Below are 13,664 nucleotides of genomic sequence, written 5' to 3' on the forward strand. Positions count from 1 at the left end.
ATCTAACCCCGTCCGTACAACGCTAAAGCTTTCGGTCGCTGTACCGCATGATCAACCACCGGCCACGGGTAGTCTCGCCCGAGCACGATATTGGCCTGAGCGAGCTGTGCCGATGTGGCCAGCCAGGGGGAGTGGATCAGCTTGTCCGGCAAGGCAGCCAGTTCCGGAACATAGCGCCGGATAAAGCGCCCCACTTCGTCAAACTTCTGCGACTGGCTCACCGGGTTGAAAATACGGAAATACGGTTGCGCATCGCAGCCGGTCGAGGCTGCCCACTGCCAGCCCCCATTGTTCGATGCCAGATCGAAATCAATCAGCTTCTCGGCAAAATACTGTTCACCGAGCCGCCAATCGACCAGCAGATCCTTCACCAGAAAACTGGCAGCAACCATCCTCAGCCGGTTATGCATATAGCCACTGAAGTTCAACTGCCGCATCGCCGCATCCACCAGCGGATAGCCGGTGCCACCTTGTTTCCAGGCTTCGAAGTGTTCAGGCAGTCCCGGATATACCAGCCCGGCATATTCCGACTTGAACGCGCGCCCAACAACATGCGGATGATGGTGCAGGATCATCTGATAAAACTCTCGCCAGATCAGTTCATCCAGCCAGCACTGTGCGCCATCACTCCCCTGCTGCCAGGCCAAGGCCGCCAGCTTGCGCACAGAAACCGTGCCAAAGCGCAAATGCACCGATAGATAGGAAGGCGCTTTGCGGGCGGGGTAATCCCGCTCTGCCCGATAGCGATCCATCCGCGCCAGAAAATCAGCCAACCGCTGGCTCGCCCCCTCTTCTCCGGCCACGATATTCAAACGGGTCAGATCGCTCTCGCCAAAACCAACTTGCAACAGGCTCGGCATCGGCGCCGGTGCGAGCTTGACCAGCCGGTCAACATGGCGCTGTATTGGGTAGGGCTGCACATAAAACGGTGACAGCTTGGCCAACCAGGCATTCCGATAAGGAGTGAACACCGAATACGGCCTGCCATCTTTGGTCAACACCTCATCGGTATCAAAAATCACCTGATCCTTCACGGTGACCAGGCAGGCACCCAACGCTTGCAGGCGTTGTGCCACCGCTTGATCCCGTGCCACCGCAGCCGGTTCATAGTCTCTGCTGGCAAAAACGGCAGTCGCCCGATATTCGGTGGCAATTGCCACAATCTCGTCGCGTGCATCACCTATTCTTATTAAGAGATCGGACCCGTGTGCTTGCCACTCCCGCTTCAAAGCCTCGACGCTACGCCAGATGAACTCGACGCGCCGATCCTGACGATCCGGCAAAGGATCCAGAATGACCGAATCGAAAATGAATACCCCAATCACTCGCTTTGCCTGACGACAGGCAGAATACAGTGCTGCATGATCTTCCATTCGCAGATCACGGCGAAACCAGCACAAGGCAGTGTCATGCTCTGACATGGTGAGAACCTTCAGAAAAATGCGTTTAGATGCCCGTCGAAAATCGATCGACAATTGAAATCCGGGCGCGAGCCCGAAAACACTATGCGATAATTGACCCTATGGATCGCATCGACCTCAGCCGTAATTTCCTGATCGCCATGCCCAATATGGCCGACCCGATTTTCGCCAAATCGCTGACTTATGTCTGCGATCATAACGAATACGGTGCAATGGGCATTATCGTTAACCGCCCTCTTGGCATGGATATGCGGGCGCTCTTCCAGCAGATCGACATCGATTTGAGTCGGCAAGACCTCGCCGATTTGCCTATCTACTTTGGCGGCCCGGTCCAAACTGATCGTGGTTTCGTCCTCCATGAACCACTTGGCAACTGGCAATCCACCCTGGCCGTGGATGACGAGCTCGGGCTCACCACCTCCAAGGACGTTCTCCTCGCCGTTGGCCGGGGCGAAGGGCCACAACGCATGTTTGTCACCCTTGGTTACGCAGGTTGGGAAGCCGGTCAACTGGAATCGGAGCTGGCGCAAAATGCCTGGCTAAGCGTCAACGCCGACCCCGAAGTCATTTTCAGTACCCCTGCCGAATTACGCTATCAAGCTGCCTTAAAGCTTCTGGGCATTGATCTGGCCATGTTGTCGGAAGATGCCGGCCATGCCTGAGGCAGGAACTGTTCTGGGATTTGACTTTGGTGAGCGCCGCATCGGCGTCGCCTCTGGCGACCTGATGCTGGGCATCGCTCATCCCCTGCACACCATAGACGCCATCGAAACCGAAGTCCGGTTCGACCAGATCGCCAAGCTGGTTAAAGAATGGCAACCCGTCCAACTGATTGTTGGCCTGCCAAGCTCTCTGGATGGTGAGGAACATGAGCTGTCCCGACTGGCGCGCCGGTTTGCCCGCCGCTTGCATGGGCGTTTCGGGCTCCCCGTCGGCATGATCGACGAACGACTGAGTTCACATGATGCCAGCAGTGCACTCAACGACATCGGCCTGCGAGGCCGTCGCCAGAAACCCGTGCTGGATCAAGTCGCCGCCCAACGCATTCTTCAAGCTTATTTTGACGACCCACTTCGACGTAGCGTGGAGCCGTAAGCCCAATAGCACACTCAGGACCGCACAATATGTACAACCCGCAACTCAACAAGCACGGTGAACTGAACCACCTGCTGACGATAGAAGGCCTGCCAGCGGCACACATCCGGCAGATTCTCGACCGGGCCCAGCAATACGTCACCATGGCGGAGCAAGATAGCAAGAAGGTCCCATTGCTATCAGGGCGCTCGGTATTCAATCTGTTTTTCGAAAATTCGACCCGCACACGCACTACATTCGAAATTGCCGCCAAGCGACTGTCGGCCGATGTTATCAGCCTGAACATCAATGCTTCCTCGACCGCCAAAGGCGAGACCCTGCTCGATACCATCCACAACCTCGAAGCCATGGGCGCCGATATGTTCGTGGTGCGCCATGCCGAATCAGGAGCTCCATTCCTGATTGCCCGCCATGTCAAACCGGGGGTGCACGTGGTCAACGCAGGCGATGGCCGCCACGCCCATCCGACCCAGGCATTGCTCGATATGTTCACCATTCGCCACTACAAAGGCGACTTCACCCAGTTGCGGGTTGCCATTGTGGGCGACATATTGCATTCCCGAGTTGCCCGCTCGCAGATCCATGCCCTGACTACCTTGGGTGTGCCAGAGGTCCGGGTCATCGGGCCGAAAACTTTACTGCCGACGGGTGTGGAGAAACTTGGCGTCCGCGTCTTTCATGATTTGAGGGAAGGGCTACGCGATGTGGATGTGGTGATCATGCTGCGCCTGCAAAACGAGCGCATGAATGGTGCCCTGCTACCCTCAGCTCAGGAGTTCTTCAAGCATTACGGGCTCACGCAGGAGAAACTGGCACTGGCTAAGCCAGACGCCATCGTCATGCACCCAGGTCCAATGAATCGGGGCGTAGAGATCGACTCGCCGGTTGCCGATGGTGCGCACTCGGTCATCCTGCCGCAAGTCACGTTCGGGATTGCGGTTCGAATGGCAGTCATGGGAATTTTGGCGGGTAAACAATGAAACGTATAGAAATCGTAAACGGCCGTCTCATCAATCCGGCCAACCAGTTTGATGACCAGGCAGATCTGTTTATTGCAGACGGCCGCATCATAGGAATTGGAAAACGGCCTGATGGCTTTGTAGCCGACGAACAGATCAACGCCAGCGGGCATATTGTCTGCCCTGGACTGATCGACCTGTCAGCCCGGCTGCGTGAACCCGGCAGTGAACACAAGGGAACCCTGGAGAGCGAGCTTGCAGCCGCAGTTGCAGGAGGAATTACCCGCCTGGCCTGCCCACCTGATACTGACCCGACGCTGGATGAGCCTGGGCTTGTAAGAATGCTGACGCACCGTGCCCGTAGTCTGGCCTTGGCCAAAGTACACCCTGTTGGCGCCCTCACTCGTGGTCTGCACGGTAAACAACTGACGGAAATGGCCGAGTTGCGCGAATCCGGCTGCATTGCCTTTTCACATGCCGAAGCGCCGATTACCGACAACCTGATCCTGTTCCGTGCCATGCAGTACGCGGCAACGTTCGGTCTACCGCTCTGGCTGCGCCCCCAAGATCACTCATTGGCCAATAATGGTGTTGCGCACGATGGTGAAGTCGCTACACGACTCGGCCTACCGTCCATTCCTACCCTTGCGGAATCTGTTGCCATCAGCACCATTGTTATTCTGATGAAGGAAACCGGTGCGCGGGTTCACCTTGAACGCATTTCGTCCCGAGAAGGGGTCGAAATGATCCACGCCGCAAAGAAGTATGGCCTGCCGCTGACGTGTGATGTCTCCATCCAGCACGTGCACCTCTCAGATATCGACATCGGCTATTTCGACGCTAACACTCGCCTCTCCCCTCCATTACGCAGTACACGAGACCGCGATGCCCTGCTGTATGGCCTGGCGGATGGCACCATTGATGCTATTGTCTCTGACCATACGCCCATTGATGACGATGCCAAACTCCTGCCTTTTGGCGAGGCGGAACCAGGCGCAACCGCTCTGGAATTGCTGTTGCCGTTAACTTTACGCTGGGCAGATCAAAAACACCTTTCTCTGGGCGATGCACTCGCCAAGCTCACTACCGGTCCGGCTGCGATTCTGGGTAAGGATGTGGGTGATATCTCAGTTGGCAATGTGGCTGACATAACCGTATTCGATCCAGCAGCCACCTGGTTGGTAAAGCCGGAAAACCTGCTCAGCCAAGGAAAACACACGCCGTTTGCCGGCATGGAAATGCGTGGTAAAGTGCAATGCACCATTGTAGATGGCCGAGTGATCTATCGGCGTTAAGCATCTACTTCATGCTTTACCAATCAATATAAACCTGGAAAGAGGAAGCCATGTCCGATCTGGAAGCGCAATTCAAGACAGCCGCAGAAGATGTTACTCAGTTGTCAGAAGCCCCTGACAATCAAGTCAAACTGAAGCTCTACGCACTGTACAAACAAGGTACCGAAGGAGATGCTTCAGGCGAACGCCCAGGTATGTTCGACTTCGTTGCCCGCGCAAAGTTTGACGCTTGGGACGGTCTGAAAGGCTTGAGCAAAGAAGAAGCGATGCAGAAATACATTGATCTGGTTGAAGCGCTGAAAGCAGCCCAGTAATTCGGCCCCAGACCCAAAAATAAAGCCGGCTTGTTTGCCGGCTTTATTTTTTCATCCGCTGTACACACTACAGCCGAAGAAAACTGGAGCGGGTGAAGGGAATCGAACCCTCGTCTTAAGCTTGGGAAGCTTCTGCTCTACCATTGAGCTACACCCGCAGAAAGAAGCTATTCTACCTATTGCATACCGCTTATACAACCCATATACCGTAAAGCAAAAAACTACTTAATAATCATGCAATTAATGAATTATATCCCAGATTAGTTTAACTACCAGTACACTCACCAGCACTACAAATAAGCTGCGCAGTAATCCCACGCCACCTTTTATAGCAAGCCGAGTCCCCACAGCTGCTCCCGCTACATTCGCAACAGCCATCGGTAATCCATACTGATACATAATATGCTGACTGGGCACAAAATAAGCCAATGCTGCCAGATTTGTAGCAGCATTAACAACCTTTGCAGCGGCAGATGCATGTAGAAAATCAAAGCCAAATATACGAATGAACAAAAAAATCAGAAAGCTACCTGTTCCCGGCCCGAAAAAACCATCATAAAAGCCGATGCCACCTCCCATCAATATTGCCTGCAATCGCTCACGCCTGCCTATCGCTTTAGTAAAATGGTTGGCACCAAAATCCTTTTTCCACAAGGTATAAACCAGCATCCCGATCATTAATACCAGAACCAGAGGTCTGACCAGATCTTTTGAAAGCAGGCTAACCGCCCCAGCTCCCAAGAATGAAAATACAAATGCGGTAAAAGCGATCGGTAATATCAAAGACCAATTCAGTCTTAATTTACAGGCATAACGCCAACATGCGGCAAACGTGCCAAATACCGATGAAAGCTTATTGGTTCCCAATAAACTGGCGGGAACCGCTTGTGGCAACGTTGCAAATAAGCCGGGTACCTGAATCAACCCGCCCCCCCCTACCGCAGCATCAATCAACCCCGCAACGAAGGCAAACCCCATCAGCGTTGGAATTTCCAGCATGGTCCATGCCTCTCTGTCAAAAAAAGACCCTGGATAACCAGGGTCTTTTTACTCATGATTGAGGAATGGATTTTAGGTCAATTCAATTTCTGCAGGCAGTTGGGAAAACCGAATAAACCCTATTTATTCCACTTAATCAGCGCTGATATTGGGCATCTGAAAATCCCAACATCGGGAAAAATACAAATGGCAGCAGAGCCAGTCCCACACCATAGCCAGCACCCTTACCAAAACGTTTGGCCAGTTCAATCATGACAATAAATGACATTACAAGACTGACAATTGGAACAAAGAACAAAACCAGCCACCAGACAGGTTTCCCGATCATATTAAGCATTACGTATAAGTTGTAGAATGGCACCAAGCACGCCCAGCCAGGTTGACCCGCCTTTACAAATACCTTCCAGCACCCAGCAACCGTCGCAACAATGATTACCAGATAAATAAGTGCCATGATTAACTCCATAATGCTTCCTTTCAAGTTGGTAATTTTCAGATTTTTAATTGCAAGTTGAACCAGACGCTAGGATCCATTCAACCATCAACCGACCTATAGTTAAAACAGAAAACAACGACAACTCTTGAACATTAATAGCATATTGGAATTTTGCAAAGCCCCATTTCTCACAAGTATTTCCACTGGACAAGTAGGCAAGTCAGCGACCTTGCCTTCCAATTTGCATAACCTACCATATCTTTGCTGCAATTTCAGTGCTTGTCAGCGCAATGCGTAGTATATAAGAACCAACTGATATCTTTATTGCCTCCAAAAATCTTTCTTAAAAATCATCGGATTTCTTTAATAGAAAAAATAAAACCCGATAAATATCATATATTTATCGGGTTTTATCAAACAAGCTGGCTGTTCACTTACCAATACAGAAACGACCAAATATCTCACCAAGCAAGTCATCAGCGGTGAACTCGCCTGTAATCTCGGACAGCGCCTGCTGTGCCAGCCTCAACTCTTCGGCAAACAGCTCCAACTGCTGCCAGCACGTCGCCGCGATGTCCAAATGCCGGGAAGCCACGCCAATAGCTGCCAAGTGCCGTTCACGTGCCAAAAACTTGGCCTCTTCACCTCCAGCCCAACCAACAGCATTCAGCAAAGACTGGCGCAACAAATCGACTCCTAGCCCTTCTCTCGCCGATAGGTAAACCTCTGTCTGGCCAGCATCCGACTGCAGCCGTGGCAACTCACCGCTGACATCAATCTTGTTATGCACAAGAATCCTTGGCAGTTGCATAGGTAGTGCGGCGAGAATTTGGTGTTCCTGCGCTCCCAAACCATGCTGGCTATCGACAATGATCAGAGCCATATCCGCTTTGTTAATGGCGGCCCAAGTACGCTCAATGCCGATTCTTTCAATCGGATCTTCCGTCGAGCGCAAGCCGGCGGTATCGATCACGTGCAAAGGAATACCGTCTACCAAGACAGTTTCGCGCACGATGTCCCGCGTTGTGCCCGCGATGTCCGTCACAATTGCAACATCGTCGCCCGCTAAAGCATTCAATAAACTCGACTTACCGACATTGGGCTGGCCAATCAGAACAATACGCATTCCTTCGCGAACAATGCTGCCTTGTCTGGCAGACCGTTGCACCTGCGACAAGTGTTCACGCACCACTGATAAGCGCCCCTTGGCATTCAGGCTATCGATAAAATCGACACCCTCTTCTTCAGGAAAGTCTAAAGTGGCTTCAATTAGTGCCCGGATTTCAATCAGTTGATCTTGCAAAGCATTGATCCGCCTTGAAAATTCACCTCTCAATGACTGGAATGCCAAACGAACGGCTGCTTCTGACTGCGCATCAATCAGATCCGCGACACTCTCGGCCTGCGCCAGATCAATCTTGTTGTTTAGAAACGCTCTCTGGGTAAATTCACCAGGCTTGGCGATGCGCGCACCCAACTCTACGCAGCGTGCTAACAACATTTTCAGAATTACCGGTCCCCCGTGTCCTTGTAGTTCCAGAACATCTTCACCGGTAAAGGAGTTAGGGGCAGGAAAATGGAGAGCTAAACCAGCGTCTATGGCGTTACCTGCCGAATCCTGAAATTCGCAGTAATGGGCTTTTCGTGGGGAGGGAGACTTGCCACAGATTTTTTTGGCAAATTGACTTAAGTCCGGGCCTGAAACCCGGACAATTCCGACACCACCTCTGCCGGGGGCTGTTGCAACAGCAGCGATGGTGTCCTTGAGATAAAAATCAGTGCTTGGCCCGCTCATCGGCACGTTCTATCTGACGAGTGATAAACCATTGTTGCGCAATGGAAAGTAGATTGTTCACCAACCAGTAAAGCACTAAACCAGCAGGGAAGAAGAAGAACAGTACGCTAAACGCAACCGGCATGATCTTCATCATCTTGTCCTGCATCGGGTCTGTCGCAGGTGGATTTAGCATGGTCTGGACAAAATTCGAGATGGCTAAGACCACCGGCAGAATGTAGTAAGGATCAGGTACAGACAAATCATGGATCCAGCCAAGCCAAGGGGCTTGCCGCAACTCGACCGAAGCGAGCAGGGCGGAATACAAGGCAAAAAATACTGGAATCTGAACTAGAATCGGCAAACAACCTGACAATGGATTTGCTTTTTCCTGTTTGTACAGTTCCATGACAGCTTGTTGATACTTCACTCGGTCATCGCCGTATTGCTCCTTCAGGCGCTGCATACGAGGCACCAGCTTTTTCATTTTGGCAGCCGAACGATATTGCGCATTTGCCAAAGGGAAAAACGCCAGTTTGACCAGCATGGTCAGCAATACTATCGCCCATCCCCAGTTTCCAACCATGCTATGCAGCATGTCGAGCAGCCAGAAAAGTGGCTTAGCAATGACAGTTGTCCAACCATAGTCTTTTACCAACTCAAAACCAGGTGCTACAGACTCCAGTGTCCTGGTCTCTTCAGGCCCGGCGTACAGCGGTACGGACATCTGGACAGTTTTGCCTGGTGCAAGAACAGGTAAATCAACAATTGCACCAGCCGAATACAAGCCATCCCCAACACCTTTCACTTCAAACCGACAGTTTGAAGTCGTTTGGCAAACGGCAGGCTGGCCCTGCGGTGACAATATCCAGGCGCTGACAAAATAATGCTGAACCATGGCAACCCAACCATTGTTACCATGAGAAGCGTATTTGGCTTTGCCTTTGTCTATGTCTTCGAAGCTGACCTTCTGAAACTTTTCAGCATCGGTATATACGGCGGGGCCAGTAAAGGTGTTAACCATCTTGCCATCACCTTCAGCAGCAGAGCCATCACGCAACAATCTGTAATAGGCCGACAGCTGAACTGGCTTGTCCGCCGTGCTAGTCACCTCATACCGTACATTGACCAGGTAGCTACCACGCTGGAAGGTGTAAATTTTTGCGACTTTGATACCCGCAACTTCAGCAGCTTCGAGCCGAACTTGCAGTTCCTTTTGCCCGGCATCCAATTCAAATTTATTGGCAGCTGCCGTAAATAAGGTGCGGTGATTTGGCAACGCCGGAAGCGCTGGGTTCAGAAGACCTGTTTGTGCAACATAAACATGCTGAGCTCCATCATCCAGCAGTTGCAAGGGTTGATTGGGCTTTGCACGACTGCCATGGCGAAGCAAAGCCAGCTTGCGCAGGTCGCCCCCCATGGTATCAATTTCGGCTTGAATAACATCCGTTTTCACCAAAAGGCGATTGCCTTTCTGTAACCACTTGCCCTCGTTCTGCGCTTCCGCTGCCACTTTGGCATTGCCAGCAGAACTCGATGTAGCAGCCGCTTGAGTGGTTGCTACAGGCTTAGGATGGCGTTTCTCTTCCCATTGTTGCCAAAAAAACAAAATGGCAAACGACAGTACGATAAACACGATGAGTCTGCGGTTATCCATCAAAAGATCCAATCAAACATTGTTCACGGAACGGGGTCGTATCCACCGAGACAAAACGGATGGCAGCGGCAAAGCCGACGCATTGTAAGCCAGCAGCCCTTTACGGCACCGTATTTCGTAAGTGCTTCAAGCCCATAATCGGAGCAGGAAGGATAGAATCGACATCTGGGGCCTAATAATGGCCGCACCAGATACTGATAAAGCCGAATCAGGCTGACGAGGAGTTTCGACATTGTTGCAAACGCTTGGCCAAGCGCTCTAAAGCCGCCCTGGCAAGCATCCCATCCTCTCGTCCAAGACGCTTTTTCGCACGCACAACCCAATCCAAGCCGCAGGTGACTTCAGGATTCAATCTGAACCATTCTCGCACTTGGCGCTTGATACGATTGCGACCAACCGCTCGTTTATCAACGCGTTTGGAGACAACCAACCCCAAACGGCCGCGACTTAAGGAGTTGGGCTTGACCCAGATCTGAAAAAGTTCATTTCCAGCCTGGTACCTCAAATTAAAAACGGATGAAAATTCATCCGTTTTTATAAGCCGATCCAACCGCGAGAAACGATTGGTATTGCTAGCCATGTAACGCAGGGCCTACCGGTCACTGACAGCAAATCAAACAGCGATACGGGCACGGCCCTTGGCGCGGCGAGCACGAATAACTGCGCGACCACCGCGAGTCTTCATGCGAACCAGAAAGCCATGAGTGCGTTTACGACGAACAACAGATGGTTGATAAGTGCGCTTCATTTGTCTGAACCCCAGTTGATTCTACGATGCGAAAAACGGGATATTAGACAACCACTTATTTCAGCTGTCAATCGCGTCTTGACAAAAACCATCAGCACCTCTCCATCCCGCCAACTGCACAGCTGTGGATAAGTCTGGGGAAAGAGACTAGAATAACTAACCGTTCACTCTACCAACCGTGCTCGCACCTCCATGGTGCTTATGGCTTTATTTGTCATTTGACTCTCACGGTACGCTACCCACATGTCCGCTGTTGATGAATTTTGGACGAACTGTTTGGCCAAGTTCGAAAAAGAACTATCGGTCCAGCAATTCAATACTTGGATCAAGCCACTTCAGTGTCAGGTTGACGAGGAAGCTGTCGTAATTTTTGCACCGAACCATTTCACGCTTCAGTTCGTGAAAGACCGTTTTTTCGCAAAAATCGAAAAGTACGCCAATGATCACTTTGGCGACCAGATGAGCCTTGAGTTGAAAGTAGGCAGCAATGCAGCAATTCGCCGTCCAGTTGTTGAAAAATCGGCGGTCACGCCAGAAGTGGAAGCTGAGGTAGAGCCTGCCAAAGCAACTCCCTTGGCAGCCAAGACAGCCGCATTCAGGCAGCTAGCATCGAATCACGAGACCACTCGCTTAAACCCTAATTTCACATTTGACACACTGGTAACCGGCAAAGCTAACCAGCTGGCACGGGCAGCCGCTTTGCAAATTGCTGAAAATCCAGGCCACGCTTACAACCCGCTGTTTGTCTATGGCGGCTCAGGCCTCGGCAAGACACACTTGATTCAAGCCATTGGCAACTTTGTGCATCAACACAACAGCCAAGCCAAGATCCGCTATATCCACGCAGAGCGCTATGTTGCGGATGTCGTAAAGGCTTACCAGCATAAAGCCTTCGACGAGTTCAAACGCTACTACCATTCCTTGGACCTGTTGCTGATTGACGACATACAGTTCTTTTCTGGAAAGAACCGTACACAAGAAGAATTCTTCTATGCTTTCAATGCCTTAATTGAAGGTCATCGCCAAGTCATCATCACTTCCGATAGATATCCCAAAGAAATTGAAGGGATAGAAGATCGGCTGATTTCACGCTTTGGCTGGGGATTGACTGTTGCTATCGAGCCTCCTGAGCTGGAAATGCGGGTCGCCATCCTGATGAAAAAAGCGGAAACCGAAGGGTTCAAACTTGATTCTGGTGTCGCCTTCTTCATAGCGAAAAATATCCGCTCCAATGTTCGTGAACTGGAAGGGGCTCTTAAGCGGGTACTTGCCTACTCGCGGTTCACAGGTCAGCCCATCACCCTTGAACTGACCAAAGAAGCAATGAAGGATATTCTGGCAGCAGGCAACAAGCAGATCTCCGTGGAAGCCATCCAGAAAATTGTTGCGGATTTCTACAAGATCAAAGTCTCCGATATGCATTCGAAGAAGCGTACCCGAGACATCGCCAGGCCAAGACAAGTAGCCATGACTCTGGCCAAAGACCTCACCCACATGAGCCTGCCTGCAATTGGCGAAGCCTTTGGTGGAAGAGACCATACCACCGTGTTGCATGCCTGCAAGACAGTTGCCCAACTAAGACAAACCGATTCGAACCTGAATCATGACTACAACGTACTAACTCAGATGTTAAGGAACTGATAGTTTGTGGATAAACCCCGTTTTCGTGGTGACCAAAAAATCAATGAACAAAACACCCACAACACCCAGCGTAGTTTATCCACACCGCAAAACGTGAGATAACCCATTGAAAAAATTAAAAAAACTGGGTTTTCCACAGAAACCGGCGCCCTTTATTACTTATTTTCAGGAATCTATACAAGATGTTATTGATACAAGCAGATCGTGACGCTCTCCTGAAACCGCTCACCACCGTCACTGGAATTGTTGAACGTCGGCACACCATGCCGATACTCTCGAATGTATTAATTTCGAAACAAGGTAATGTTCTCTCTTTTCTAGCAACAGACTTGGAAATTCAGATTACTTGTGAACAAGCCATCGAAGGCAATGGACCTGATTTCCAGTTCACTGCATCAGCAAAGAAATTTCAGGACATCCTGCGTGCTATTCCAGAACACGCTACCGTATGCATTGAAAGTGCAGATGGTCGTCTGACTATCCGATCAGGAAAAAGCCGATTCAATTTACAGACACTTCCAGCAGAAGATTTTCCAAAACTTGCGATTGAAAACTCACCAAGAGTACCGATTACCCTACCGCACAGTTTATTGAAAAACCTGCTGTCAAAAGTTCAGTATGCAATGGCACATCAGGATATTCGTTATTACCTGAATGGCCTGTTTATTATCGTTGACGGCAACAACCTAAAACTTGTCGCAACAGACGGCCATCGTCTGGCATTTTGTGCAAGCAATCTGGATGTTGAACTCGATCGACACGAGACTATCCTTCCGCGTAAAACAATCACGGAGCTTTACAAATTATTAAGTGATAGCGATAACCCGCTTCATATTGAATTTGGAAAAAACCAGGTTCAGTTCAAATTTGGATCGATCACCATCCATTCAAAAGTCGTGGATGGAAAGTTTCCTGATTACAATCGTGTAATCCCCACAACCAATGAACGCATCATTGCATTGGATCGTGTCCAACTAACCCAGGCACTACAACGCGCAGCCATTCTTTCAAATGAGAAATTCCGCGGTGTTCGTTTCCTTCTCAGTCCCGGTTCGCTAAAAATTGTTTGTAACAACAGCGAGCAAGAAGAAGCACAAGAAGAACTGGAAATCAGTTATGACTACAGCACGCTCGATATTGGATACAACATCGGTTATCTGCTTGATGTTTTAAACAATATAGATGCTGAAACGCTATTGTTTGCTTTTGGTGAACAGGCAACAACCAGCACCTTGGTCACCATACCTGATAACCCCGATTTCAAATATGTAGTCATGCCAATGCGTATCTAAAACAGCATTGCCATGATTTTTTCCATTTGAGAC

The 13,664-nt window shown here is 50.5% G+C and carries 15 protein-coding genes and 1 tRNA gene; 7 read left to right on the top strand and 9 right to left on the bottom strand.

The annotated features are described in order from the left end of the window. Positions 1–2 precede the first annotated feature (2 nt). On the bottom strand, positions 3–1,421 hold the full coding sequence (locus PZA18_RS00790; protein WP_284098863.1) for a cryptochrome/photolyase family protein: 1,419 nt from the start codon (positions 1,419–1,421) through the stop codon (positions 3–5). Positions 1,422–1,522: 101 nt separating this feature from the next. On the opposite strand from PZA18_RS00790, the gene PZA18_RS00795 reads away from it, so the two are divergent. Genes PZA18_RS00795 through PZA18_RS00815 form a run of 5 tightly spaced genes read left to right on the top strand, consistent with a single transcriptional unit; the run spans position 1,523 to position 5,084 of the window. Beyond that, positions 1,523–2,083 (top strand): YqgE/AlgH family protein, encoded by a 561-nt coding sequence (locus PZA18_RS00795; RefSeq protein ID WP_284098864.1) that lies wholly within the window; start codon positions 1,523–1,525, stop codon positions 2,081–2,083. Next, complete coding sequence (ruvX, locus tag PZA18_RS00800) at positions 2,076–2,516, top strand: Holliday junction resolvase RuvX (RefSeq protein ID WP_284098865.1); 441 nt, start codon at positions 2,076–2,078, stop codon at positions 2,514–2,516. Before PZA18_RS00795 ends, ruvX begins: the two co-directional genes overlap by 8 nt. Positions 2,517–2,545: 29 nt before the next feature. Continuing rightward, entirely contained in the window at positions 2,546–3,496 is a 951-nt protein-coding gene (locus tag PZA18_RS00805) for an aspartate carbamoyltransferase catalytic subunit (protein WP_284098866.1), read from the top strand. Beyond that, entirely contained in the window at positions 3,493–4,770 is a 1,278-nt protein-coding gene (locus PZA18_RS00810) for a dihydroorotase (protein WP_284098867.1), read from the top strand. The genes PZA18_RS00805 and PZA18_RS00810 overlap by 4 nt, the downstream gene beginning before the upstream one ends. Before the next feature lie 50 nt (positions 4,771–4,820). Next, positions 4,821–5,084: an acyl-CoA-binding protein gene (locus PZA18_RS00815; protein ID WP_284098868.1), complete on the top strand. Its 264-nt coding sequence runs from the start codon at positions 4,821–4,823 to the stop codon at positions 5,082–5,084. Between the two features lie 84 nt (positions 5,085–5,168). On the opposite strand, the gene PZA18_RS00820 is transcribed toward PZA18_RS00815, so the two are convergent. From PZA18_RS00820 to rpmH, 8 genes are all read right to left on the bottom strand, one after another. Continuing rightward, positions 5,169–5,242: transfer RNA gene (locus PZA18_RS00820), tRNA-Gly, on the bottom strand. A gap of 82 nt (positions 5,243–5,324) precedes the next feature. Next, positions 5,325–6,083 (bottom strand): sulfite exporter TauE/SafE family protein, encoded by a 759-nt coding sequence (locus PZA18_RS00825; protein ID WP_284098869.1) that lies wholly within the window; start codon positions 6,081–6,083, stop codon positions 5,325–5,327. A 136-nt stretch (positions 6,084–6,219) separates the two neighbouring features. Next, positions 6,220–6,537, bottom strand: a complete 318-nt coding sequence (locus tag PZA18_RS00830) for a DUF5684 domain-containing protein (protein ID WP_284098870.1) — start codon at positions 6,535–6,537, stop codon at positions 6,220–6,222. A 412-nt stretch (positions 6,538–6,949) separates the two neighbouring features. Continuing rightward, positions 6,950–8,314: a tRNA uridine-5-carboxymethylaminomethyl(34) synthesis GTPase MnmE gene (gene mnmE, locus PZA18_RS00835; RefSeq protein ID WP_284098871.1), complete on the bottom strand. Its 1,365-nt coding sequence runs from the start codon at positions 8,312–8,314 to the stop codon at positions 6,950–6,952. After that, a complete protein-coding gene (gene yidC, locus PZA18_RS00840; protein ID WP_284098872.1) occupies positions 8,295–9,950 on the bottom strand; it encodes a membrane protein insertase YidC in 1,656 nt (551 codons plus the stop codon). The genes mnmE and yidC overlap by 20 nt, the downstream gene beginning before the upstream one ends. Positions 9,951–9,973: 23 nt before the next feature. Next, entirely contained in the window at positions 9,974–10,183 is a 210-nt protein-coding gene (gene yidD / locus PZA18_RS00845; RefSeq protein ID WP_284098873.1) for a membrane protein insertion efficiency factor YidD, read from the bottom strand. Further along, positions 10,159–10,530, bottom strand: a complete 372-nt coding sequence (gene rnpA / locus PZA18_RS00850) for a ribonuclease P protein component (protein ID WP_284098874.1) — start codon at positions 10,528–10,530, stop codon at positions 10,159–10,161. Before rnpA ends, yidD begins: the two co-directional genes overlap by 25 nt. A gap of 33 nt (positions 10,531–10,563) precedes the next feature. Then, a complete protein-coding gene (gene rpmH / locus PZA18_RS00855) occupies positions 10,564–10,698 on the bottom strand; it encodes a 50S ribosomal protein L34 (RefSeq protein WP_284098875.1) in 135 nt (44 codons plus the stop codon). A 243-nt stretch (positions 10,699–10,941) separates the two neighbouring features. On the opposite strand from rpmH, the gene dnaA reads away from it, so the two are divergent. Both dnaA and dnaN read left to right on the top strand, forming a co-directional pair. Then, positions 10,942–12,339 (top strand): chromosomal replication initiator protein DnaA, encoded by a 1,398-nt coding sequence (gene dnaA, locus PZA18_RS00860; RefSeq protein WP_284098876.1) that lies wholly within the window; start codon positions 10,942–10,944, stop codon positions 12,337–12,339. 182 nt (positions 12,340–12,521) lie between these two features. Beyond that, positions 12,522–13,631 carry a DNA polymerase III subunit beta gene (gene dnaN, locus PZA18_RS00865; RefSeq protein ID WP_284098877.1) on the top strand — a complete coding sequence of 370 codons (1,110 nt, stop codon included), beginning with the start codon at positions 12,522–12,524 and terminating at the stop codon, positions 13,629–13,631. The last annotated feature ends 33 nt before the right edge of the window (positions 13,632–13,664 follow it).

Source organism: Parachitinimonas caeni (assembly GCF_030129945.1).
Taxonomy (GTDB): Bacteria; Pseudomonadota; Gammaproteobacteria; order Burkholderiales; family Chitinimonadaceae; genus Parachitinimonas; species Parachitinimonas caeni.